The sequence below is a fragment of the Neisseria sp. P0020.S003 genome (assembly GCF_051957095.1).
GTDB lineage: Bacteria > Pseudomonadota > Gammaproteobacteria > Burkholderiales > Neisseriaceae > Neisseria > Neisseria subflava.
The window spans coordinates 54526-76793 of the sequence record NZ_JBQCWU010000002.1 but is presented as its reverse complement, the minus strand read 5'-3'; the positions used below and the strand labels follow the sequence as shown (position 1 = coordinate 76793).

Here is a 22268-nt window from a genome sequence, read left to right as displayed (position 1 = left end):
TTTTTTATTTGGTCAAAAAATAGTTTGTTTATTGAAGTTTAAGCAGTCGGTCTTGTTCAACAGACAAAACGCCGTTTACCTTTTTGAAATAGGCAATGGCATCTTCAATATTGGTCTTGGGAGATGGACGGATAGCAATGCCGTGCAGGTTTTTATATTCGTAAACCAAAGTTGCGCCGGAGGTTTTCACTGCTTTTAGCAATGGCGCAGAACCGATTTGGGCATTATAGAAGATAATCAGGTTGCCGGTAGTATCTTGGGTTTGTTGCTGAGATGGGGTGGCAGTTGATTGAGCAGAAGTGCTTGGACTTTGGCAGGCGCAAAGCAGGGTGGAGAGTAGGACGAATGCTAGGGTTTTCATGGCATTAATTCAATTTGATAAAAGACTAAGGCCGTCTGAACAATCGTAAAACGAAATCAAAGTTTCCATTTACAACTTTCAGACGGCCTTGGTTCCTTATGCTTCGGGCAATTCCATGGCTAGGACGGTTTGTTCTTGTTTGGCACGGAAGGCCGCCAGTTTTTCAGCCAACTCAGGACTTTCGTTGGCCAAAAGTGAAATGGCAAATAGCGCTGCATTGGCCGCACCGGCTTCGCCAATGGCAAATGTAGCAACAGGAACGCCTTTGGGCATTTGCACAATCGAAAGTAGGGAGTCTTCGCCGCGCAGATATTTGCTGGGAACGGGAACGCCCAAGACGGGAACCGTGGTTTTGGCAGCGACCATGCCCGGCAAATGCGCTGCGCCGCCCGCGCCCGCGATGATGGCTTTGATGCCGCGTTCGCGTGCGGTTTCGGCGTATTCAAACATCAAATCAGGCGTACGGTGTGCAGAGACGACACGCGCTTCGTATTCAACGCCGAATTCTTTGAGAAATTGTGCTGCCTGCTGCATCACCGGCCAATCGCTGTTGCTGCCCATAATAATGCCGACTTGGATCATGAGGAGTTCCTTTTGCTTGAATGGATTAAGGGTAAAAAATATTCAGACGGCCTTGGGGATGACAAGGCCGTCTGAACGTTTATCTTTGTTTAAGGCTGATGGAAGCGCGTTTTGCCGCTTCGCTGTTGGGGAAGCTTTGTATCAGTTTGCGCCATGTGCTGCGGGCGATGTCTTTTTGTTGCAGTTTGTATTGGCACTGGCCAATGCTGTACATCGCATCGGGAGCTTGCGGGCTGTTGCGGAATCGGTTGGCGTAGCGGTTGCCGATTTCAATAACAGATTCGCAGTTGCCCAGACGTTGTTGGCTTTGCAGAAGCAGGTACATGTTGCGGCGGGCAATTTCGCTGCCGTTGCCGCCGTCTGCTTCTTTCAAAATGGCTACTGCGGCAGAGAAGTTGTTACGCTGATAGTATTTTTGCGCCTGATTATAAAGGCGCAATTCGTTTTGTGCGGCTGAGTCTGTTTCAGACGGCACGCCGCCGCCATTTGCCAAATAGTTCATTTTCAGCTTGCGGTCGTCCAATCGCTGGGCTTTGGGGTTGGAAACCGAAGTAGTCGTACGTTTGATGTTTCGTTGTTGTTCCAATGTGTGCAAGCGTTGATTTAATTCTTCAACCGTGCGTTCCAGTCGGGCAATTTGTATACCTAAGTGGTCAATCTGGGTTTGTGCGTCCAAACGCGGATAGGGAATACTTTTTTCATGCAAAGGCTCACGCGGAATATCCGGCAGGACAAAGTTGGGATTGTCGGCAGGTTGAGGAGGATGGGAAACGGCGCACGATGCGGCTAATAGAGTAAGCGGCAAAAGAAACAGAGAATGTGATAATGTTTTCATCAGATTGTGTCGTTTTATTTTTTTAGTAGCAGTGTCAAACCGTCGCCGACAGGCAGGGTAATGGGAATAATGCGTGTATCGTGCGGCAGATTTTGGTTGAAATGGCGCAGGATATCCAAGCTGGGCGGATCGTTTTCGGCTGCTTCATTCATGACGCGCCCACCCAGCAAGATATTGTCGATGGCAATCACGCCGCCACTCCGTACCAGTTGCAAACAGCGTTCGAAATATTTCGGCGTAGGTGGTTTGTCGGCATCGATAAGTGCCAAGTCGTAGCTTTCCGATTCGCCTTGCGCAATCAAATCGTCCAAAGTCAGCAAAGCCGGTTGCAGATGAAGCGAGATTTTATGCGCTACGCCTGCTGCCTGCCATGTTTCGCGGGCAATATCGGTAAAGGTTACATTGATGTCGCAAGCCGTGATTTTGCCGTCTTCGGGGAGGGCAAGCGCCATGGCGGTGCTGCTGTAACCGGTAAAGACGCCAACTTCCAAATATTTTTGGGCATTCAATAATTTGGCCAACCACACCAACATTGCTGCCTGCTCTTGGGCGATGGCCATCTTTCCCAGACGATGTGATTGGGTACGCTCGCGCAATGCGGTCAAAACGGGATGTTCGGATTGACCGATGCTGTTGAGGTAATGTTGTAATGCCGGATCGGTATTGTGCGTGTTGGTTGTCATGCCGATACGGGATTAGTCTTGATAGTAGGTATAGGGTTTTTTGTTGACTTTGGCCGCTTCAAATTCGGCCTGCTCTGTCGGATTGAGGGTAACATCCCACAGCAAATGGCGGTTTTCGAGGCGTTGCGCTTCCATTTCGGGATTGTCTTCCATGAGTTTGTCGAGGAATTGGGTAGCTTCGGATTTGTAGTGGTACATGATGTTCTGCCTGAATCGTTGTCAGACCGTCATTATAGCCGATATTTTTTGCCAATACGCTAATTAATCGAACTTCCATAAGGTATAATGGCACGTCTTTTTTAGGCCGTCTGAAGCCTTTGCTCAATGTTTTGCCCCTTCTGCGGCAGAATATTGTGCAAAGGCTTAAGCCAGACAAGTTTCAGACGGCCTTTTTTTATTGTGAAAAGAGCTGCTTATGTTAAAAAAATGGCTACATAAAGTGTTGCCTAAAAAACACGTCAAATCGTTACCCGAAAAGGAAATTATCCCGCTTGAGCAACACGGTATCCGTGCGGATATGTTGAGCTTTGCCGCGGAGAAAATTGCCAAACGCCTGCATGAAGCCGGTTTTCAGGCTTATGTTGTGGGCGGTGCCGTTCGGGATTTGTTGCTCGGGGTCGAGCCCAAAGACTTTGATATCGCAACCGATGCCACGCCGGAGCAAATCCGCAAAGTATTCCGCCGCAGCCGCATTATCGGCCGCCGTTTCCAAATCGTTCATGTGATGATTGGTCCAGAAACCATTGAAGTGACGACGTTCCGCGGTGGCGATAAGGTTCAGCAAAATGCGCAAGGCCGAATTATGAAGGACAATACTTACGGCAGCATTGAAGAAGATGCCATGCGTCGCGACTTTACTTGCAATGCGCTGTATTACGACCCGATTAAAGAGGAGATTTGGGACTTCCATCAGGGCGTGGCTGATGTTGCTGATAAAAAATTGGTGATGATAGGCGATCCTGCCGAACGCTATCAGGAAGATCCTGTCCGTATTCTTCGGGCTGTACGTTTATCAGGCAAGTTGGGCTTTGAAGTGGAAGAGCAAACGGCTTTGCCGATTGCCGAATATGCAGGCCGTCTGAAAAATGAGCCGGTGGCCCGTCTTTTTGATGAAATTTTGAAAATCCTGTTTTCCGGTTATTCCCGTGCCTGTTTGAAACGGTTGAACGAGTTGGGTATTCCCGAAGGCATCCATCCGCTTTTAGATGCCTTGAAAACTGCCGAAGCGGCTGAAAACCGTATAATTATGTTGGCATTGAAAAATACCGACGAGCGTATCCGTGCGGATAAGTCCGTTTCCGTCGGTTTTGTATTGGCGGCGGTATTGTGGCCGACACTAAATGCTATGTGGCAACGCCATCTAAGCCATGGACAAAAACCTGTCCCTGCATTGATGGATGCGATGAACACGATGCGGGATACGGTAGAGAAGGGTTGGGGCGTGCCACAACGATTTTCTGCAACCATGCGTGAAATCTGGCAATTTCAGCCACAATTCGACAATATGCGCGGTGCACGCCCGTATCGCCTGCTATCACAAGCCCGTTTCCGAGCCGCTTATGATTTCCTGATTTTGCGTAGCGAGGTTGGCGAGGTTGATAAAGAGATGGCTTCTTGGTGGACAACTTTCCAACATGCCGATGAGGAAACCCGTCAGCAAATGACTGCGACCAATGATCACAAACGTCAGAAACAAAATGGATCAACTGATGGAAAACCCAAACGTCGCCGCCATCGTCCGAAAAAGAAAACCACTGAGGTTGAATAAGTTATCAAAATAAATTTAAGGCCGTCTGAAACCATTGAATCTTTTGAGATTTGGTTTTTCAGACGGCCTTTTCGTATTTCAATAAAAAACCGCAGGTCTTTCAACCTGCGGTTTGCTTTTACGATTTGTTTTCTTCGCTGTCGAGGAAGCTGCGGAGGCGGTCGCTGCGAGTTGGGTGGCGCAGCTTGCGCAGGGCTTTGGCTTCGATTTGACGGATACGTTCACGGGTTACGTCAAATTGTTTGCCGACTTCTTCCAAAGTGTGGTCGGTATTCATATCGATACCGAAACGCATACGCAAAACTTTGGCTTCGCGCGGTGTCAGGCTCTCGAGGATTTCTTTGGTTACTTCGTGCAGGCTGGTGTACATCGCAGCTTCTGCCGGCGCAACGTTGTTGGCATCCTCGATGAAGTCGCCCAAGTGCGAATCATCGTCATCGCCAATCGGGGTTTCCATGGAAATCGGCTCTTTGGCGATTTTCATGATTTTGCGGATTTTGTCTTCCGGCATTTCCATCAGCTCGGCCAGTTTGGCGGAATCAGGTTCTTCACCGGTTTCTTGCAGGTATTGGCGCGAGATACGGTTCATTTTGTTGATGGTTTCAATCATGTGAACCGGAATACGGATGGTACGTGCTTGGTCGGCAATGGAACGGGTAATTGCTTGACGAATCCACCATGTGGCGTAAGTTGAGAACTTGTAGCCGCGGCGGTATTCGAATTTGTCCACCGCTTTCATCAGGCCGATATTGCCTTCTTGAATCAAATCAAGGAACTGCAAGCCGCGGTTGGTGTATTTTTTGGCAATGGAAATAACCAAACGCAAGTTGGCCTGAATCATTTCCTGTTTGGCTGCTGAGGTTTCTTTTTCGCTCAACACCATGTTTTTGTTGATTTCTTTCAACTCTTCGATGGAAATGCGGGTTTCGGCTTCCATATTTGCCAGCTCGGTTTGTTTTTCGAGGATGGCGTGGCGGAAACGATCCAACGCATTTGCCCATACACGGCCTTTGGCTACTTCTTCTTCTACCCATTTCAAATCAGTAATGGCGGGCAGGAAGTTTTTGATGAAGTAGTCGCGTTCCATGCGGACGCGGTCGATACAGATGTCGCGGATTTCACGTTCGAGTTTGCGGATGTTTTCAACGCGGCTGCGCAGGTTGCTGCTCAGGTTTTCGATTTGACGTGTGGCAAAACGGACTTCCAACAGTTTGTTGGCAATGGCATCGCGGTGTTTCAGGTAGTTGGCATGTTGGCTGCCGTGTTTTTCCAACTGCTTGATCATTTTTCCGTATTCGCTCTCGATAAAGGCGAAGTGTTCCAAAACTTTTTGTTTCAGTTCGGCCAAATGGGCGGCTGATATGGCTTCAGAGTCGCTACCTGAACCGTCTTCATCTTCATCGTCGCCATCTTCATCATCGCTATCGGTTTCGCCTTCTTCGTTATCTGGTTTGGCATTTTCCAAATGACCCAAGCCCAATTCGTTCAATAAGACTTCGTTAGGGTCGATGATGGCTTCAACGACTTCATCCACACGGATTTCATCGTTGCGGACTTGCTCGATCAAAGCCAGAATTTCAGCAATCGAGCCTGGGCAGGCTGAGATTGCCTGCACCATGTTTTTCAGTGCATTTTCGATTTTTTTGGCGATGATGATTTCGTCTTCGCGCGTCAACAGATCGACTTGCCCCATTTCACGCATATACATGCGCACAGGGTCGGTAGTGCGGCCGAATTCTGAATCTGCGCTGGAGAGTGCTGCTTCGGCTTCTTCAACGGCATCGTCATCGGTCATGGCGGCGGCGTTGTCGCTCAAGAGGATGTCTTCAGCATCAGGGGCTTGCTCGGTTACTTGGATGCCCAAGCCGGAAATCATGCTGACGATGTTGTCGATTTGCTCGGCATCAGACATATCATCGGGCAGGGCGTCGTTAATTTCGGAATAAGTGATGTAGCCGCGTTCTTTACCCATGATAATGAGTTGGCGCAGACGCGCGCGTTGCTCTTCGATACTCAAGGGACGGTTGTCGTCTTGGTCTTGGTATTCTTCGTAGTTTTGATTTTTAGACATGGATTGCTCTCTAGGTTGATAGGATGCCGACGGTTTACGGTGATGTGGCCGTACCTGAAGGCGGAGCAGAGCTTTTTGTTGTGAAATCAGATTTCACTTTAATACTCTGAGGCCGTCTGAAAATATTACAGATGGAGTGTTCTGCGTGTCATGTTTCGCAGCGTGTATTTAGATTGTTCAGGCGGCCTGAGGGGTTAGTTTTGCTTTGCCGTCAAAAGCGACAGCAATAGTCTTTTTTCATTTTCGGTCAAACCAGTTTGAATACTTTTTTGCTTTAAAGTTTCGATTTGACTGTATTTTAATTCATTTAACAACTTTTTCATGCCGATTTGGAAACTTTCGCAATCTTCTTCGTTATCCCCTTCCATTTCTTCAGAGTGAAGGGTCGATAAAAAGATTTGATTGACGGTTTCCTCATAGGGCGAACCGCGCATATATTCAAGCACTTGTGCGGTTGCAGGAGTCGTATCATGATGCTTGATGGTTTCGGCCAAATTGGCAAGGCAGGCAAAGTCGCCGCTTAAAGCCAGATAATCGGGCAGGTCTATATATGAAGCCCAAGCCGGATTTATCAAGAGGCTGCGTATCTGTCTTTGAACCAGTGTCAGCATGGTTGGTTGTTTGACAGAAATAGGCGGCAGTTTGTAACTTTTTTGTTTGACGTGCCGCTTTGGCGCTTCTTGTCCGAGTAACTGGGCAAGGTTGTCCGGGTCAATGCCCACCAGCTCGCTGAGTTTTTGTTTCAGAAGATAGCCCAATGCCGGCGCGGTAATCTGAGCCAAAAGCGGAGAACTGGTTTTGACCAATTCTGCTTTGCCTTCTTGCGTATTGAGGTTGAGGCCGTCTGAAAGATGTTCCCAAAAGTATTCCGATAGGGGCTTGCTTTGGTTTAACAAGGCATCTTCAAATTGCGTTTTGCCATAGGCGCGGATGTAGCTGTCTGGGTCGTGTTCTTCGGGTAAGAATAAAAAATGCAGCGATTTATCATCTTTTAATTGCGGCAATGCATTTTCTAGCGCGCGCCAAGCCGCTTTACGTCCCGCACTGTCGCCATCAAAACAAAAATAAATACTGTCTGCCTGACGCATCAGGATTTTGACGTGTTCTGCCGTGGTTGCCGTACCTAAAGCCGCTACGCCGTAGCCGACGCCGAACTGAGCCAATGCGACCACGTCCATGTAGCCTTCGACCACCAAAATCCGTCCGGCCTCTTTTACGGCAGCACGCCCTTCATATAGTCCGTAAAGGTTTTTCCCTTTGTCAAACAAAGGCGTATCGGGAGAGTTCAGGTATTTGGGTTTGGAGTCGTCCAATACGCGGCCGCCAAATCCGATGACCTGTCCACGCGGATTACGGATAGGGAACATAATCCGATGGCGAAAGCGGTCGTAATGTTTGCCTTCGTTGTTGATGACCATGCCCGTATCCACCAATGCAGTATTAGGATAGGGTTGGAACACTTGCGCCAAAGGCTGCCAACCGTCAGGCGCATAGCCTAAACCATAATGCGCGATGACTTCCGCACTCAAGCCGCGTTTGTCCAAATAAGCCTTTGCTGCCGGATTGAATTTCAACTGTTGCGCATAAAAATCCGCTGCCGCCGCTGTTGTTTCTTCCAAAGTTTGTTGCTTTTTTTTACGTTCGGCACGGATTTCTGGATTGTCTTCCTGCCCACGAACTTTAGGCACCGTCATACCGACGCGATCAGCCAAAAACTGCACCGCCTCCGGAAACGACAGCCCTTGATGCTCCATCACAAAACCAATCGCCGAACCATGCGCCCCACAACTGAAACAATGGTAAAACTGCTTGGTCGGACTGACCGAAAACGACGGCGTCTTTTCCTTGTGGAATGGACAACAAGCCATATAGTTCGCCCCGCCTTTCTTCAGCGGAACCTGCTCGTCGATAATATCGACAATATCGACTTTGGACAAAAGCTCGTCAATGAAATCAGATGGAATCATGGTTCGGCAGAAGAGGATGGACGGAAAACATTTCAGACGGCCTTATAAACAGACAAAGGCCGTCTGAAAATGGAATTTCGAATGAGGGTTGAAATGAGTTTTGTATTATAGCAAATTGTTGTCATACATGTGTCCTATCCTTTTGAAGTAGAGTATTAATCATCGTATTTCATTCGTTATTAAGATGGATATGATGTCGCTAAAGCAAAGGCCGTCTGTAAGATATTCAGACGGCCTTTGCTGTTGTCTTATTTTGCGATTCAGTTGCGCTTTCATGGCATGAATATGATAATGAACACATATTCCAGATTTTAGAAAGCTAGTTTCTCATGAAAGATTTTGCCCGCTTGCTCAACCATCCCGATATTTCCTTTTCTCCGATTCCAAATGCTATTAAAGTTGATAATCCTGCAACAGGTGAGACTTTGGCGTTTGTCCGTAAGACCGATTCAGACGGCCTGAAGCTTCTGATTCAGAAGGCGGAGGCGGAACAAAAATTGTGGGCGGCAAAAACTGCGTTGGAGCGCGCCGATGTGTTGTGGCGTTGGTATTTTCTGATGAAGGAAAACAAAGAAGAACTGGCGCGCATCATGACGATGGAGCAGGGCAAAAGCTTGACCGAGGCGCGCGGCGAGATTGATTATGCGGCTTCGTTTGTACGCTGGTTTGCCGAAGAGGCGCGGCGGATTGACGGCGATGTGTTGACGAGTGTGAAAGCGTCGCAAAAACTGGTTGTGTTGAAACAGCCTATCGGTGTTACCGCCGCGATTACGCCGTGGAACTTCCCGTCTGCGATGATTGCGCGTAAGGCTGCACCTGCTTTGGCGGTGGGCTGCGCGATGATCGTCAAACCTGCATCGCTCACGCCTTTGAGTGCGTATGCGTTGGCCGTACTGGCTTATGAAGCGGGTGTGCCTCAGGATTTATTGCCTGTTGTCAGTGGTAGTGCTTCGGAAATCAGCCATGAATTTGCTACAAACCCGACTGTGCGCAAAATCAGCTTTACCGGCTCAACTGAAGTTGGCGCGAAAATTTTTGCCGACAGCGCGGCGGACATTAAAAAACTCAGTTTGGAACTGGGCGGCAACGCGCCGTTTATCGTGTTTGACGATGCCGATTTGGACAAAGCCGTCGAAGGCGCGCTCGCCAGCAAGTTCCGCAACAGCGGCCAGACCTGCGTCTGCACCAACCGCGTTTACGCTCAATCCGGCATTTACGACGAATTTTGCCGCAAATTAAGTGAAAAAGTGGCCGCGCTCAAATTGGGTAACGGCTTGGAGGATGGTGTGAACCAAGGACCGCTGATTGAGGAAAAAGCAGTGGAGAAAGTCGAGCAGCACATCGCCGACGCATTGGCTAAAGGCGCAAGTTGTCTGACCGGCGGTAAACGGAGCGCATTGGGCGGAACGTTTTTTGAGCCGACTGTTTTAAGCGGCGTTACGGCGCAAATGGCGGTAGCTCGCGAGGAAACCTTCGGGCCTTTGTGTCCGGTGTTCCGTTTTGAAACCGAAGCCGAAGTCATCGAGGCTGCGAACAATACGGAATACGGTTTGGCAGCTTACCTTTTCACCTCCGATACCGCCCGCCAATGGCGCATCGGCGAAGCCTTGGAATACGGCATGGTCGGCATCAATACGGGCTTAATCAGTAATGAAGTGGCACCGTTTGGCGGCGTGAAACGCAGCGGTTTGGGACGTGAAGGCAGCAAATATGGTGCGGATGAGTATTTGGAACTGAAATATTTGTGCATTGATGTAGCGGAATAAGGCTGCACGGTAAACGTTGTCTGAAATTTGATTTCAGACGGCCTTTTTCAAACGCAGAAAACTTACTAATCAATCTTATATCATTATTAATTATTTGCATAAAAAACAAAAATTAAAGAACTATATTAAAAAACAAAAGTCATAGTTCTATGATTGGTATTACTTTCACAAAAAAATGGTAATGTGAATGTTTAAGAAAATTTTAGTCCTGTTTTGTGTAGCTTTTATCGGCGCATGCAGTTCCTTTGATGGGAACGGTTTGACAAATGGCTCATATTCTCAAGGGAAACGGCTTGACCCGAATTGTGATCATTATGCTGTCGGCGGTAGTGGTGGCGGTTGTACACCGTCAGGTCAATGGCATCTTAAAGATAAACAAGGACAAAGAGTGCCATTCTAGTTTTTAAAAATGATTGTAGAACAGGCATTTAATTATTTAGGCCGTCTGAAATTTGGTTTTCAGACGGCCTTTGTTTTAGAGTAAATCCTGGATGGCTGAACGCTCTTCTTCTAATTCGGCCAGCGTAGCGGCAATACGTTTTTGGCTGAATTCGTCCGATAAATCTAAGCCTTGGACGATACGGTAGCTGCCTTCGTCACAAATGACGGGGAAGCCGAAAATCAAACCTTCGGGAATGCCGTAAGAGCCATCGGATGGAACGCCCATGGTCACCCATTTACCGCTGCTGCCGAGCAACCAGTCGCGCAGGTGGTAGATGGCGGCATTGGCGGCGGAGGCTGCAGATGAAGAGCCGCGTGCGGCGATAATGGCGGCACCGCGTCCGGCGATTTTCGGCATGAAGACTTCGGTGTTCCAGTCGGGTTCGGTAATCATGTCTTGGACGGACTCGCCGTTGCTAGTGGCGTAGCGGTAGTCGGCGTACATGGTCGGGCTGTGGTTGCCCCAGACGCACATTTGCTCGATGGAAGTAATCGGGCGGTTGATTTTTTCGGCAATTTGGCTGACGGCGCGGTGGTGGTCGAGTCGCATCAGGGCGGTGAAATTTTCCGGCGGGATATCGGGTGCGGATTTCATGGCGATGTAGGCGTTGGTATTGGCCGGATTGCCGACGACGAGGACTTTAACGTTGCGATTGGCAACTTTGTTCAACGCTGCGCCTTGTACTTTGAAAATTTCGCCATTGGCGTGCAGCAAGTCGGCGCGCTCCATGCCTTGCGTGCGCGGACGTGCACCAATCAAGAGGGCGATGTCGGCATCTTTGAAGGCGACTTCGGGGTCGTCTGTCGCGAAGATGTCGGCAAGGAGCGGGAAGGCGCAATCCTGCATTTCCATAATCACGCCGCGCAATGCCTGTTGTGCCTGCGACAGGTCGAGCAGCTGCAGGATAATGGGTTGGTCGCGTCCGAGCATGATGCCGCCGGCGATACGGAAGAGGGTGGCGTAGGCGATTTGGCCTGCCGCGCCGGTAACGGCGATTCGGACGGGTGGCTTGAGGGTCATATTTTTCCTTTTGAAGTCGTTGTTTTACTTGATTTTTGGATTATAGCAGTATTATGGGGAGAATGATGTAGTAAGGCCGTCTGAAATTTGATTTTCAGACGGCCTTGAGTGTTTGAAAAGATTATTCGCCGTTTTTCTTTTCAGCTTGTTCTTCTGCTGCTTCATAGGCTTCGACGATTTTCTGCACCAAAGGATGGCGGACGACGTCTTCGCTGGTGAAGGTGTGGAAATACAGGCCTTCTACATCGCGCAGTTTTTCGCGTGCATCTTTCAAGCCGGATTTGATGTTGCGCGGCAGGTCGATTTGGCTGATGTCGCCGGTAATGACTGCTTTGGCACCGAAGCCGATACGGGTCAGGAACATTTTCATTTGTTCGGGCGTGGTGTTTTGTGCTTCGTCCAAAATGACATACGCGCCATTTAAGGTGCGGCCGCGCATATAGGCCAGCGGCGCAATTTCAATCAAACCTTTTTCCATCAGTTTGGTTACGCGGTCGAAGCCCATTAAATCATACAGTGCATCGTAAAGTGGTCGCAGGTAGGGATCGACTTTTTGCGCCAAATCGCCCGGAAGGAAGCCCAATTTTTCGCCTGCTTCGACTGCAGGGCGTACCAAAACAATGCGTTCGATTTGGTGTTTTTCCATGGCATCGACTGCGGCGGCAACGGCAAGATAGGTTTTACCCGTACCGGCAGGGCCTAAGCCGAACACGACATCGTGGTTGAGCAAGGCGCGGATATAGCCGTTTTGGCGCGGGGTGCGGCCGCCGATGCTGCCGCGTTTGGTGCGGAAATAGTATTGTTGGTCGTGGTGTTTTTCTTCGTGTTTTTCATCTGCGGTTTTTGCTTCAACGGCCGCGAGGCTGATGGCGTTGTCGTCCAAGTCGCCTTTTTCTGCGGCTTCGGCAAGCGACAGCAAGGCACGACGGCCGGCGTGTGCCAATTCGCCCATGAAGGTGAAATGCTCGAAGCGGCGGCTGATTTGGATATCAAGGGCTTTGCCTAAGGCTTCGAGATTGCTGTCGAGCGCGCCGCACAGGCGTTGCAACACGGTATTGTCAATTTCTTCAAACTGCAAATGGACGGTGTGGGTCATATCGGTTTCCGTAAATAAATCTAATTTTTCCGTATTATACCTTGTTCAGACGGCCTGCTTTATAATACGTCGCTTCTTTTTAATAAACCATTCCAATCAAAATGAATCACACTGCTTCTCCTCGCTCAGAATTTCTGCGCGGTATCAAAGAAACATCGCCCATGCTGATCGGCTTGTTGCCGTGGGCGCTGATTTTGGGCATGCAGGGCGGGCAGAAAGGCATGAGTTGGCTGGAAATGCTGCTGATGACGGGCATGAACTTTGCCGGAGGCTCGGAATTTGCCGCAGTCAATTTGTGGGCAAATCCTTTGCCGATTATGCTGATTGCAACGGTTACGTTTATGATCAATTCGCGCCATATACTGATGGGTGCGGCGATTGCACCGTATATGAGGGATATGCCGCTGAAAAAGGCGATGCCCGCGCTGTTTTTTATGTGTGATGAAAGCTGGGCAATGGCGTTTGCTGAAATTCAAAAGCGTAAGGCGGCAGGTTTGCCAGCGTTCAATATGCCGTTTTATGCCGGCGTGTGTTTTATTTTGTATGTAACTTGGATTGGTTTTGCGGCATTTGGCGCGGCAGTCGGCCCGATGTTCGGCGATGTGGCGGCTTGGGGCTTCGGCATGGCGTTTCCTGCGGTGTTTTTGGTGTTGCTGCGCGGTATGTGGAAGAGCTTTGCGGCTTCACGCCCTTGGTTTGTCAGCCTGATTGTGGCGTGTGTAACCTATTTGACCGTGGATGGTGCATGGTATGTTCCGGCCGGAACGTTGTCTGGCTTGTTGGCGGCGTATTTGTGGGGAGAGCAAAAATGAAGGATTTGTTGTCGCTGCAATCGTTTCTGCTGTTTTTAAGCATGTTGGCCGTTACTTATTCAACCCGATTAATCGGCTTTTTTGCCTTGCGCAACCGTACGTTGAGCCGTCGTGCGCAAGTGGTTATGGAGGCTGCGCCGGGCTGTGTGTTGATTTCTGTGATTGCGCCTTATTTTGTATCAGATAAACCGCATGAGCTGATTGCTATTGCTTTGACGGTATTGGCGGCCAGCCGGTTTTCGATGTTGGTGACGGTATTAATCGGCGTTGGCACTTCGGGTATACTCGGTTATTTGATGAAATAAAAAATTTTCAGACGGCCTTACTTGTTATAATGGCCGTCTGAATTTTTTGATAAAGCAAAAACATGGCAAACCAACGACTCATCTATGGCTTTCACGCCGTCAATGCCCGTTTGTGGCAAAACCCGAAATCGATTACCGAACTCTATATCCAAGAGGGCAAATCCGATGCGCGCACCCGCGATGTATTGGATAAAGCGGCCTCTGAAAACGTGCGCGTACATTTTGCCGATGCCGACCGCCTGAATGCCATCAGTAAAGGGGCGCGCCATCAGGGCGTAGTAGGGTTTATCGATGCTTCCAAAAACCATGTTCACTTGGAAGATGTGTTGGAAAACCTGAGTGAACCTCCGTTTTTGCTGGTATTGGACGGCATTACCGACCCGCACAACCTCGGCGCATGCCTGCGTACCGCCGATGCGATGGGCGTGCATGCCGTGATTGCGCCCAAAGACAAAAGTGCCGGCCTGAATGCGACCGTCAGTAAAGTTGCCTGTGGCGCGGCGGAAACCGTGCCGTATATTACCGTAACCAATCTTGCCCGCACCCTGCGCGAGCTGAAAGAATACGGCATTTGGATTGTCGGCACGGACATGGGCGGCGACTCCGACCTTTACCACTGCAACTTGCCCGACAGCGTGGCCTGGGTAATGGGCAACGAAGGCGAAGGCATGCGCCGCCTGACGCGCGAACATTGCGATATGCTGGTATCGATTCCGATGTTTGGCACGGTAGAAAGCATGAACGTTTCCGTCAGCGCAGGCATGGTATTGAGCGAAACCCGCCGTCAACGGGTGTTGAAAGCAGAGAAATAACGCTTCGGTTTATGAACTGAAAACGTCGTCTGAAAACTGGAAGTTTGGTTTTCAGACGACGTTTGTTATGGTGATTAAAGTTAATCCGCGTATAAATGGCGTGGACTCCGAGAGCGCTCAGTCATGAAGACGGCACGGAGAGGTCGTCTGAAAATCAGACGGACATATTGAGATTATTTGAAAGCAGCCTGCATTTCGGCAAACGAAACTCAGGCTGCTTTTGCATTTTCAGATGACCTCCACCCGCAGCGCATCCACAATCAGCTTAAACACATTCGAATGTCCGCGGTGGCTGGGGTAATAGAGGTAAAGCGGTTCGTAAGTAATGGCGTGCTCGGGCAACAGCTCGACCAGTTGTCCAGAATTGAGTGCATCCGCCAAGCTCATACTGTGCTACCCACGCGATGCCTAGGTCGTCTGAAAAGAGTTTCGGAAAAATTTTTATACCAATATTTTAAAAACGGCGTTCTAGCAAAGTTGATACTTATCTGAGAATTCATGTAAGAATAATGTTTTTAAAACAATAATATAGATTGATTTTGCACAAGAAAAAGGTTGCCATCCTATGAAATGCTCTGTATGCTTTCAAACATGTTTTGTTGATAAATTCAAGAGAATTAAAAATGAAAATTAACTATTTGGAAATTAAAGGATTTAAAAGTATCCAAAATGTAGAGCTAAAAGATGTTTCTCCTTTTATGGTTTTAGCGGGGGCAAACGGTACGGGTAAAAGCAATTTTGTCGATGCCTTGGCATTTTTATCAAAAGTGATTGATATGGGAGTAAGCAAGGCGGTATCTGAGTTTGGTAGTATAGAAAATTTAATTAGTCCTAAACATAAGGCTGGAGACATTAGCTACAAGATAGAATTTGAAATTGAAAAACAAATTTATCAATATGAAATAATGATTGCTTTGAAAAATATCGCTTCTAGAGTCAAAGAAGAGTCGCTAAAGATTCTTAAAAGTGGGGAAATAATCTTTGACAGTGATAAAATCCGCAACGAACTAGAAGCAAAGAAAGAAAGTAATACATCAGATAATTTAATTGGTGCAGGGTTACTAGGTGCATTGGGGGGGCTTATCTGGGGCGCGATGAAAGATAGCGATCAAATCGGTCAGGATATAATCAATGGTGTGACGACAGGTATCGGATTAAAATTATTAACAGATGAAAAATATTCATCTAACGACAGTTTTCTCCGACAAAATAAAGAACTTCAAGGTTTAAAAAACGTCAAAATATTTCGTATTGACCCTTTTACCATCAAAAATCGCCGCAGTACCGCCAACAATCTGGAGGAGCTTAATCGTGACGGTAGCAATATTGCTGCAGTTCTAGAAAAACTTGAAAAAAACAATGAATTACGCGAGCAAATCATTGAATGGATGAGCCTGATTGTGCCCGAAATGAAGAAAGTTTCTGTTAAAACACAAAATATAGACAGTTCAAAAGGGCTATTTTTTGAGGAAGACAGTGGCAATCGCTTTCCCGCCCATATGGTTTCTGACGGCACAATTTATGCCTTGTGCCTGCTAGTTGCCGTTTTAACGCGTGTAAAACAGCCTGGTATTACCATCATTGAAGAACCTGAGCGAGGCTTGCATCCGAAAGCCATCAGCGAACTCATTGACTTTATTCGTGAACATGCAAGCACTCACCATCCCATTATTCTGACAACTCATAGTGAATCGGTAGTGCGCAGCCTAGAATTGGAAGAATTATATTTTGTCAGTAAATCTCAAGGCAAAACCCAAATTAAAGATGTTCGGAAGTCGGGTGTCGATAAAAACAAAATTCCGTTAGATACGGCTTGGCTGACTAATCTGCTGGGAGGTGGATTGCCATGGTAAAAGTTGGATTTATTGTTGAAGGGTCATGCGAAAAGATTATTATCGAATCAGAGGCATTCAAGAACTTTTTACACAGGAATGTTTTGAGTTGGTTGAACCTGTTGTTGATGCCAAGGGCGCAGGTAATTTATTGCCTCGTAATATTGAGCCCTTTATTGGTGTTTTGGAAGCAAATGGAGCAGAAAGACTGTATATTTTAACGGATTCAGACGGACTCCCTGTTGAAGATGTTAAGGAAAGAATCAATCACGCGAAAATTACTGCCTATTTTATTGCGGTTAAAGCGATAGAAGCATGGTTTCTAGCAGATACTCAAGCCATGAGAAAATTTTTAGATATTAGAGATTTTACGGGAGAAGATTTCCCGGAGGAGACGCCCGAATTGCCTTGGGAGAGAATCAAAGAGATTGTCGAAGAAACTGGCTCTGTTAAAAGACGGGGAAAAAACAAAGTTGCCTTTGCAAGGAAAATGATTACAGATTGGGGATTTTCAATCGAAAATGCTGCCACGCATCCAAACTGTCCGAGTGCAAAATGTGTTGTTGCACATTTTCAATCTAATATATAAAAATCGTCTGAATGTATATAGTGGATTAAATTTAAATCAGGACAAGGCGATGAAGCCGCAGACAATACAGATAGTACGGCAAGGCGAGGCAACGCCGTACTGGTTTAAAGTTAATCCACTATAGTTTAAAGATGGCCAATAATATTGCTCTACCATCTCTATATTGAAAATTCTTCTAATCTTTCTAAGATAAAAATGTCGTCTGAAAACCAAGTTTATTTTTCAGACAACATTTTTTTATAATTTGCTATTAATAAATGATATTCTGACATTGAGTTATCAGTCATAGAATGCAGTGCTCTTAGGCAGATTTGTTCGATTGATTTAGGTATTGCTATCGAAATTCGAATCTTCGAACCTCTTTTTAACTTTGCAGCAAACCCAAAGAATATTTCATCATTTCCTACTGGGAAAATATGTTGTTCATAAATTGAGATTTATTGCTTAATCATTTATCCGTACAATCCGCCTCATCAGATATTAAGGAGGCAACGATGAAAAAATGCCTGTATTATTTGTCGGACATGGCAGTCCGATGAATGTGTTGGATAAAGAAAATCCTTTCAATACCCACTATTTTTATGACTTTGGCAAGATTTTGTCGGGCTGAGACGATTTTGCAAAAGTCTGAGCCCCGATTTATCTTACATTAACTTTTCTTCCGGCGACGTTCGCCCGGCAGCAGCATATCCGCCCATTTGATGATGTTGGCGACTTCTGCCGGATTGAGTTCGTAGAACTGGCCGCGTTTGAGGCGGTTTGGCAGGCCGATAGGGCCGAAGCCTACGCGGACGAGGCGGCTGACGGTCAGGCCTTGGCTTTCAAAAATACGGCGTACTTCTCGGTTGCGGCCTTCTTTGATGACGACGTTGTACCATTTATTCGCGCCTTCACCGCCTTGTTCGTAGATGCGTTCTACTTTAGCCAAACCGTCTTCGAGCATGACACCTTCTTCGGTCAGGACGCGCATTTGTTCGGTGGTCAACTCGCCCAATACGCGCACGGCGTATTCGCGTTCTACTTCAAAGCTGGGATGGGCAAAGCGTTGAACAAGTTCGCCTGAAGTGGTTAGGATCAAAAGGCCGCTGGTATTGATGTCCAAACGGCCGATGGCTACCCAGCGGCTGCTGGCTGCTTGCGGCAGGCGGTCGAAAATGCTGACGCGGCCTTGCGGGTCGTCGCGGGAAACGATTTCGCCTTCTTGTTTGTAGTAGAGGATGATGCGTGGAAGGCGGTCGGCCCATTTGAGTTTGATGATGCTGCCTTTGACGGTAACGTGGTCGTCAGGCGTAACTTTTTCGCCCAGTTGCGCTACGCGGCCGTTGACTGTTACCCAGCCGTTGCTGATCCATTCTTCCATTTCGCGACGTGAGCCGACACCGGAAGCGGCCAGGACTTTTTGCAGGCGCTCGGGTTCAAAGCGTGAAAGGTCGCTGCGGCGTTCTTTCAAATCGCGGGCGTGCTCCATGATTTTTTGGTTGGGATTACGGACCACCAGTTTTTTGGCTTTGGCGGCTCGTTGTTTTGGGGCGGTATTTTGAGCTTTGGGGCCGTCTGAAACTTTTTGGCCGTAAGGTTTGCCTGATGTTTTTCGCTCGTCGTCGGGACGTTTTTTATTGGCAAAGGATTTGGCCGGTTTAGAAGGTTTTTTGGCGGTAGATGATACGCCGTCGCGCCATTGGCGTTTGCTGGAAGGCTGTTTGGACATGATTTTTCCTAACTCGCTTGAAAAAGCGGTTCTTCTGCGGCATTTGCGGCAGGGGTTGGATTGGGGGAAAAGGCCGTCTGAAAATCAAATTCAGACGGCCTGCCGATGAAAGATTGTATTGTAACTCAACCAGTAAATTTTTGTTTGAAAATCCGAAAATTATGGCGAAAGGCGTTCGCGTATCCAGTTGCCGTCAACTAAGCGGTATTGGATGCGGTCGTGTAGGCGGCTCGGGCGTCCTTGCCAGAATTCGATGCGGTCGGGAATAACGAGGTATCCGCCCCAATGCGGCGGGCGGGGAACATGCAGGGGGTGTTTGACACCGACGGCCGCGGCTTTGGCCACCAATACGGCTTTGCTGGAAATCACTTCGCTTTGCGCGCTTGCCCATGCACCGATACGGCTGGTATACGGGCGGCTTTCAAAATATTCGTCCGAAGCGGCGGCGTCAAGTTTTTCAATGCGTCCTTCAACGCGCACTTGGCGTTCGAGTTCCGGCCAGAAAAAAGTCATGGCGGCAAAAGGGTGAGCCGTATAGGAACGGCCTTTTCGGCTGTGGTAATTGGTAAAGAAAACAAAGCCTTTGGGGTTGACTTCTTTCAGCAATACCATGCGGCTGTTGGGCCTGCCGTCTTCGCCCACGGCGGCAACGTTGACCGCGGTCGGTTCGTTGACTTCGGCGTGAATCGCTTCGTTCAGCCATTGCTCGAATTGGACAATCGGGTCGGCGTGGCATTCGGCTTCCGACAGCTCGCGTTTGCTGTAATCTTCGCGGATATTGTGCAGATCCATGATTTTCCTCCTTAGGTCTGACTGAATCATACTCCGTTTTTTCAGACGGCCTCAAGGGCATTTGTGTATAATCGTAGCCCTTTCCAATATAGAACAATACGGAGTCCTGTCATGCAAACCGAAGTCGAACTGAAAATCTTAAATCCGAAAATGGCCGATTCCCTACCTGCTTATGCAACGCCCGGTTCTGCCGGTTTGGACTTGCGTGCCTGCTTGGATGAAGCTGTTGTATTGCAGCCGGGCGATGTGTATCTCGTGCCGACCGGTTTGGCGGTGCATTTGGCCAACCCTGCTTACGCAGCCGTTTTGTTGCCGCGTTCCGGCTTGGGTCATAAGCACGGTATTGTTTTGGGCAATTTGGTTGGTTTGATTGACTCGGATTATCAAGGCGAATTGAAGGTTTCTCTGTGGAACCGTGGTAAAGAAGCGTTTACCATCGAGCCGATGGAGCGTATCGCGCAAATGGTGATTGTGCCGGTTGTCCAAGCTGCGTTTAAAGTCGTGGACGAGTTTGCCGCCAGCGAGCGTGGTGAAGGCGGATTCGGCAGCACCGGCAAAGCATGATGATTTAAAAGGTCGTCTGAAACAGGGAAAATTGAAATATTCGATTTCGGTTTGCCGCTGTTCAGATGGCCTTTTTTGTTGCACCAACCTTTGCATAATTACACACAAGATTGCATTTTTATATCTTGCCTGCATGGCCGGCACACCCAATAATACAGGCCGTCTGAAACCTTTACGGAGCGTTGTTATGTCCCGCCCCTCACTTTTTCTGCCTTTATTTTTGATTATCTTTGGTGCGATTTGGTTTTTACGCGCTACGGATATTTTGCCTGCGACATCGACAATGATTGCCGGCGCATTAATTATTTTAGGCCTTGCCGTATTGATTATGGACGGCATCAACAAACAGTCCATCGTTTCCGGCCCGATGTTGGTTTATATCGGTACAGCCATTTATTTGCACATGAGCTACTGGATTTACCTCTCGCCGTTGCTGGCCATCGGCATGGTTGTGTTGGGTTGTCTGCTGTTGCTCTCGCGCAGCGATATGATTCCTGAGAAACACACAAAATAGAAAGATGAGAGATTTGGGTTTTGCCCTATAAAGGCCGTCTGAACAATGGTATAATCCGCCGTTTCAGACGGCCTTTTTTATTGTGGTTTAAATTTGAAATTTACCCTCACGGCTGCACCGTTTTCTTACATTTTGCAAAGTTTCCGCCATGACCCAAGACAAAATCCTTATTCTCGACTTCGGCTCGCAAGTTACCCAGCTGATCGCCCGCCGCGTGCGCGAAGCCCATGTTTACTGCGAACTGCATTCTTTCGACATGCCTTTGGAAGAAATCAAAGCCTTCAACCCGAAAGGCATCATCCTCTCCGGCGGCCCTAATTCCGTTTACGAATCCGATTATCAAGCCGATACCGGTATTTTTGATTTGGGCATTCCGGTTTTGGGCATTTGCTACGGCATGCAATTTATGGCGCACCACTTGGGCGGTGAAGTTACCCCGGGCAACCAACGCGAATTCGGTTATGCGCAAGTTAAAACCATCGACAGCGAGCTGACACGCGGCATTCAAGACGATGCGCCTAATACGCTCGACGTATGGATGAGCCATGGCGATAAAGTTTCCAAATTGCCTACCGGCTTCTCTGTCATCGGCGACACCCCGTCATGTCCGATTGCGATGATGGAAAACGCTGAGAAACAATTCTACGGCATCCAATTCCACCCCGAAGTGACCCACACCAAACAAGGCCGCGCCCTGTTAAACCGCTTTGTCTTGGACATCTGCGGCGCGCAACCGAGCTGGACCATGCCGAACTACATCGAAGAAGCCGTTGCCAAAATCCGCGAACAAGTCGGCAGCGACGAAGTGATTTTGGGTTTGTCCGGCGGCGTGGACTCTTCCGTAGCCGCCGCGCTGATTCACCGCGCCATCGGCGACCAACTGACCTGCGTGTTCGTCGATCACGGCCTCTTGCGCTTAAACGAAGGCAAAATGGTGATGGATATGTTCGCCCGCAACTTGGGTGTGAAGGTGATTCATGTCGATGCCGAAGAGCAATTCATGGCGAAACTTGCCGGCGTTACCGATCCAGAGAAAAAACGCAAAATCATCGGTGCGGAATTTATCGAAGTATTTGACGCTGAAGAGAAAAAACTTACCAACGCCAAATGGTTGGCGCAAGGTACGATTTACCCTGACGTAATTGAATCCGCAGGCGCGAAAACCAAAAAAGCCCACGCCATCAAATCTCACCATAACGTCGGCGGCCTGCCTGAAAACATGAAGCTCAAATTGCTTGAACCATTGCGTGACTTGTTCAAAGACGAAGTGCGCGAATTGGGCGTCGCTTTGGGACTGCCTCGTGAAATGGTGTACCGTCATCCGTTCCCGGGCCCGGGTTTGGGCGTGCGTATCTTGGGCGAAGTGAAAAAAGAATACGCCGACTTGCTCCGTCAGGCAGACGATATTTTCATCCAAGAATTGCGCAATACTACCGATGAAAACGGCACGTCTTGGTACGATCTGACCAGCCAAGCCTTTGCCGTGTTCCTGCCTGTGAAATCCGTCGGCGTGATGGGTGACGGCCGTACATACGATTACGTCGTTGCCTTGCGTGCCGTGATTACCAGCGACTTTATGACTGCGCACTGGGCAGAGCTACCATACTCGCTGCTTGGCCGCGTGTCCAACCGCATCATCAACGAAGTCAAAGGCATCAACCGCGTGGTTTATGATGTCAGCGGCAAACCGCCTGCCACGATTGAATGGGAATAATCCCTAAATAATAAAGGCCGTCTGAACAGATATTG

Annotated in this window: 22 protein-coding genes and 1 pseudogene; 11 read left to right on the top strand and 12 right to left on the bottom strand. The window is 48.4% G+C overall.

All coding sequences use genetic code 11. The annotated features are described in order from the left end of the window. Positions 1-28: 28 nt before the first annotated feature. From ACTHTQ_RS02055 to ACTHTQ_RS02035, 5 genes are all read right to left on the bottom strand, one after another. Positions 29-361: a hypothetical protein gene (locus ACTHTQ_RS02055; RefSeq protein ID WP_440362934.1), complete on the bottom strand. Its 333-nt coding sequence runs from the start codon at positions 359-361 to the stop codon at positions 29-31. A gap of 96 nt (positions 362-457) precedes the next feature. Further along, on the bottom strand, positions 458-943 hold the full coding sequence (gene purE, locus ACTHTQ_RS02050) for a 5-(carboxyamino)imidazole ribonucleotide mutase (RefSeq protein WP_371464706.1): 486 nt from the start codon (positions 941-943) through the stop codon (positions 458-460). A gap of 79 nt (positions 944-1022) precedes the next feature. Further along, the gene (locus ACTHTQ_RS02045; RefSeq protein WP_440362933.1) at positions 1023-1778 is read right to left on the bottom strand and encodes a tetratricopeptide repeat protein; all 756 of its coding nucleotides are present in this window, start codon (positions 1776-1778) and stop codon (positions 1023-1025) included. A 14-nt stretch (positions 1779-1792) separates the two neighbouring features. Further along, entirely contained in the window at positions 1793-2461 is a 669-nt protein-coding gene (locus tag ACTHTQ_RS02040) for a class I SAM-dependent methyltransferase (RefSeq protein WP_440362932.1), read from the bottom strand. A gap of 12 nt (positions 2462-2473) precedes the next feature. Continuing rightward, positions 2474-2659 (bottom strand): DUF3460 family protein, encoded by a 186-nt coding sequence (locus ACTHTQ_RS02035; RefSeq protein WP_003680728.1) that lies wholly within the window; start codon positions 2657-2659, stop codon positions 2474-2476. Positions 2660-2876: 217 nt separating this feature from the next. Between ACTHTQ_RS02035 and ACTHTQ_RS02030 the strand changes: the two genes are divergently transcribed. Next, positions 2877-4229, top strand: coding sequence for a polynucleotide adenylyltransferase PcnB (locus tag ACTHTQ_RS02030; RefSeq protein WP_440362931.1), 1353 nt, complete (start codon positions 2877-2879; stop codon positions 4227-4229). Between the two features lie 118 nt (positions 4230-4347). Here the strand turns inward: ACTHTQ_RS02030 and rpoD are convergent, their stop codons facing one another. Then, a complete protein-coding gene (rpoD, locus tag ACTHTQ_RS02025) occupies positions 4348-6300 on the bottom strand; it encodes an RNA polymerase sigma factor RpoD (RefSeq protein ID WP_003686285.1) in 1953 nt (650 codons plus the stop codon). 194 nt (positions 6301-6494) lie between these two features. Continuing rightward, positions 6495-8267, bottom strand: a complete 1773-nt coding sequence (gene dnaG, locus ACTHTQ_RS02020) for a DNA primase (protein WP_283121261.1) — start codon at positions 8265-8267, stop codon at positions 6495-6497. Positions 8268-8596: 329 nt separating this feature from the next. Here dnaG and ACTHTQ_RS02015 point away from each other — a divergent pair, with 329 nt between their 5' ends. Continuing rightward, the gene (locus ACTHTQ_RS02015) at positions 8597-10033 is read left to right on the top strand and encodes an NAD-dependent succinate-semialdehyde dehydrogenase (protein ID WP_440362930.1); all 1437 of its coding nucleotides are present in this window, start codon (positions 8597-8599) and stop codon (positions 10031-10033) included. 475 nt (positions 10034-10508) lie between these two features. On the opposite strand, the gene ACTHTQ_RS02010 is transcribed toward ACTHTQ_RS02015, so the two are convergent. Both ACTHTQ_RS02010 and ACTHTQ_RS02005 read right to left on the bottom strand, forming a co-directional pair. After that, positions 10509-11495, bottom strand: coding sequence for a malate dehydrogenase (locus tag ACTHTQ_RS02010; RefSeq protein WP_440362929.1), 987 nt, complete (start codon positions 11493-11495; stop codon positions 10509-10511). Positions 11496-11616: 121 nt separating this feature from the next. Then, positions 11617-12591 carry a PhoH family protein gene (locus tag ACTHTQ_RS02005; RefSeq protein ID WP_004520317.1) on the bottom strand — a complete coding sequence of 325 codons (975 nt, stop codon included), beginning with the start codon at positions 12589-12591 and terminating at the stop codon, positions 11617-11619. 101 nt (positions 12592-12692) lie between these two features. On the opposite strand from ACTHTQ_RS02005, the gene ACTHTQ_RS02000 reads away from it, so the two are divergent. The 3 genes from ACTHTQ_RS02000 to rlmB all read left to right on the top strand — a co-directional run bounded on the left by ACTHTQ_RS02000 (position 12693) and on the right by rlmB (position 14520). Beyond that, the gene (locus ACTHTQ_RS02000) at positions 12693-13403 is read left to right on the top strand and encodes an AzlC family ABC transporter permease (protein WP_440362928.1); all 711 of its coding nucleotides are present in this window, start codon (positions 12693-12695) and stop codon (positions 13401-13403) included. Continuing rightward, positions 13400-13708, top strand: a complete 309-nt coding sequence (locus tag ACTHTQ_RS01995; RefSeq protein WP_003680717.1) for an AzlD family protein — start codon at positions 13400-13402, stop codon at positions 13706-13708. The genes ACTHTQ_RS02000 and ACTHTQ_RS01995 overlap by 4 nt, the downstream gene beginning before the upstream one ends. A gap of 62 nt (positions 13709-13770) precedes the next feature. Then, the gene (rlmB, locus tag ACTHTQ_RS01990) at positions 13771-14520 is read left to right on the top strand and encodes a 23S rRNA (guanosine(2251)-2'-O)-methyltransferase RlmB (protein ID WP_283121256.1); all 750 of its coding nucleotides are present in this window, start codon (positions 13771-13773) and stop codon (positions 14518-14520) included. A 228-nt stretch (positions 14521-14748) separates the two neighbouring features. Here rlmB and ACTHTQ_RS01985 read toward each other — a convergent pair whose 3' ends face one another. Further along, a complete protein-coding gene (locus tag ACTHTQ_RS01985; RefSeq protein ID WP_440362927.1) occupies positions 14749-14907 on the bottom strand; it encodes a LysR family transcriptional regulator in 159 nt (52 codons plus the stop codon). 236 nt (positions 14908-15143) lie between these two features. Here ACTHTQ_RS01985 and ACTHTQ_RS01980 point away from each other — a divergent pair, with 236 nt between their 5' ends. The 3 genes and pseudogenes from ACTHTQ_RS01980 to ACTHTQ_RS01970 all read left to right on the top strand — a co-directional run. Next, positions 15144-16373: an AAA family ATPase gene (locus ACTHTQ_RS01980; protein ID WP_440362926.1), complete on the top strand. Its 1230-nt coding sequence runs from the start codon at positions 15144-15146 to the stop codon at positions 16371-16373. Positions 16374-16398: 25 nt separating this feature from the next. Beyond that, positions 16399-16941, top strand: a complete 543-nt coding sequence (locus ACTHTQ_RS01975; RefSeq protein ID WP_440362925.1) for a hypothetical protein — start codon at positions 16399-16401, stop codon at positions 16939-16941. 502 nt (positions 16942-17443) lie between these two features. Then, positions 17444-17509 (top strand): annotated as a pseudogene (locus ACTHTQ_RS01970) (dioxygenase); the annotation flags it as partial. Between the two features lie 81 nt (positions 17510-17590). Here the strand turns inward: ACTHTQ_RS01970 and ACTHTQ_RS01965 are convergent. Next, on the bottom strand, positions 17591-18649 hold the full coding sequence (locus ACTHTQ_RS01965) for a pseudouridine synthase (protein ID WP_003686367.1): 1059 nt from the start codon (positions 18647-18649) through the stop codon (positions 17591-17593). A 159-nt stretch (positions 18650-18808) separates the two neighbouring features. Further along, a complete protein-coding gene (gene pdxH, locus ACTHTQ_RS01960; RefSeq protein ID WP_003686383.1) occupies positions 18809-19441 on the bottom strand; it encodes a pyridoxamine 5'-phosphate oxidase in 633 nt (210 codons plus the stop codon). Between the two features lie 111 nt (positions 19442-19552). Between pdxH and dut the strand changes: the two genes are divergently transcribed. The 3 genes from dut (at position 19553) to guaA (ending at position 22233) form a co-directional block, all read left to right on the top strand. Further along, complete coding sequence (gene dut / locus ACTHTQ_RS01955) at positions 19553-20005, top strand: dUTP diphosphatase (protein WP_003680707.1); 453 nt, start codon at positions 19553-19555, stop codon at positions 20003-20005. Between the two features lie 187 nt (positions 20006-20192). Continuing rightward, a complete protein-coding gene (locus ACTHTQ_RS01950) occupies positions 20193-20519 on the top strand; it encodes a hypothetical protein (RefSeq protein ID WP_004464437.1) in 327 nt (108 codons plus the stop codon). A gap of 148 nt (positions 20520-20667) precedes the next feature. Continuing rightward, positions 20668-22233, top strand: a complete 1566-nt coding sequence (gene guaA / locus ACTHTQ_RS01945) for a glutamine-hydrolyzing GMP synthase (RefSeq protein WP_440362924.1) — start codon at positions 20668-20670, stop codon at positions 22231-22233. Positions 22234-22268 lie beyond the last annotated feature (35 nt).

What these genes read in the sequence shown, in the direction of transcription:
- guaA (WP_440362924.1), top strand. Translation starts at nt 20,668, where the DNA reads ATGACCCAAGACAAAATCCTTATTCTCGACTTCGGCTCGCAAGTTACC.
- rpoD (WP_003686285.1), bottom strand. Translation starts at nt 6,300, where the DNA reads ATGTCTAAAAATCAAAACTACGAAGAATACCAAGACCAAGACGACAAC.
- rlmB (WP_283121256.1), top strand. Translation starts at nt 13,771, where the DNA reads ATGGCAAACCAACGACTCATCTATGGCTTTCACGCCGTCAATGCCCGT.
- dut (WP_003680707.1), top strand. Translation starts at nt 19,553, where the DNA reads ATGCAAACCGAAGTCGAACTGAAAATCTTAAATCCGAAAATGGCCGAT.
- ACTHTQ_RS01985 (WP_440362927.1), bottom strand. Translation starts at nt 14,907, where the DNA reads ATGAGCTTGGCGGATGCACTCAATTCTGGACAACTGGTCGAGCTGTTG.
- ACTHTQ_RS01980 (WP_440362926.1), top strand. Translation starts at nt 15,144, where the DNA reads ATGAAAATTAACTATTTGGAAATTAAAGGATTTAAAAGTATCCAAAAT.
- dnaG (WP_283121261.1), bottom strand. Translation starts at nt 8,267, where the DNA reads ATGATTCCATCTGATTTCATTGACGAGCTTTTGTCCAAAGTCGATATT.
- ACTHTQ_RS02015 (WP_440362930.1), top strand. Translation starts at nt 8,597, where the DNA reads ATGAAAGATTTTGCCCGCTTGCTCAACCATCCCGATATTTCCTTTTCT.
- ACTHTQ_RS01975 (WP_440362925.1), top strand. Translation starts at nt 16,399, where the DNA reads ATGCGAAAAGATTATTATCGAATCAGAGGCATTCAAGAACTTTTTACA.
- ACTHTQ_RS02000 (WP_440362928.1), top strand. Translation starts at nt 12,693, where the DNA reads ATGAATCACACTGCTTCTCCTCGCTCAGAATTTCTGCGCGGTATCAAA.
- ACTHTQ_RS02010 (WP_440362929.1), bottom strand. Translation starts at nt 11,495, where the DNA reads ATGACCCTCAAGCCACCCGTCCGAATCGCCGTTACCGGCGCGGCAGGC.
- pdxH (WP_003686383.1), bottom strand. Translation starts at nt 19,441, where the DNA reads ATGGATCTGCACAATATCCGCGAAGATTACAGCAAACGCGAGCTGTCG.
- ACTHTQ_RS02030 (WP_440362931.1), top strand. Translation starts at nt 2,877, where the DNA reads ATGTTAAAAAAATGGCTACATAAAGTGTTGCCTAAAAAACACGTCAAA.
- purE (WP_371464706.1), bottom strand. Translation starts at nt 943, where the DNA reads ATGATCCAAGTCGGCATTATTATGGGCAGCAACAGCGATTGGCCGGTG.
- ACTHTQ_RS02035 (WP_003680728.1), bottom strand. Translation starts at nt 2,659, where the DNA reads ATGTACCACTACAAATCCGAAGCTACCCAATTCCTCGACAAACTCATG.
- ACTHTQ_RS02040 (WP_440362932.1), bottom strand. Translation starts at nt 2,461, where the DNA reads ATGACAACCAACACGCACAATACCGATCCGGCATTACAACATTACCTC.
- ACTHTQ_RS01995 (WP_003680717.1), top strand. Translation starts at nt 13,400, where the DNA reads ATGAAGGATTTGTTGTCGCTGCAATCGTTTCTGCTGTTTTTAAGCATG.
- ACTHTQ_RS02055 (WP_440362934.1), bottom strand. Translation starts at nt 361, where the DNA reads ATGAAAACCCTAGCATTCGTCCTACTCTCCACCCTGCTTTGCGCCTGC.
- ACTHTQ_RS02005 (WP_004520317.1), bottom strand. Translation starts at nt 12,591, where the DNA reads ATGACCCACACCGTCCATTTGCAGTTTGAAGAAATTGACAATACCGTG.
- ACTHTQ_RS01950 (WP_004464437.1), top strand. Translation starts at nt 20,193, where the DNA reads ATGTCCCGCCCCTCACTTTTTCTGCCTTTATTTTTGATTATCTTTGGT.
- ACTHTQ_RS02045 (WP_440362933.1), bottom strand. Translation starts at nt 1,778, where the DNA reads ATGAAAACATTATCACATTCTCTGTTTCTTTTGCCGCTTACTCTATTA.
- ACTHTQ_RS01965 (WP_003686367.1), bottom strand. Translation starts at nt 18,649, where the DNA reads ATGTCCAAACAGCCTTCCAGCAAACGCCAATGGCGCGACGGCGTATCA.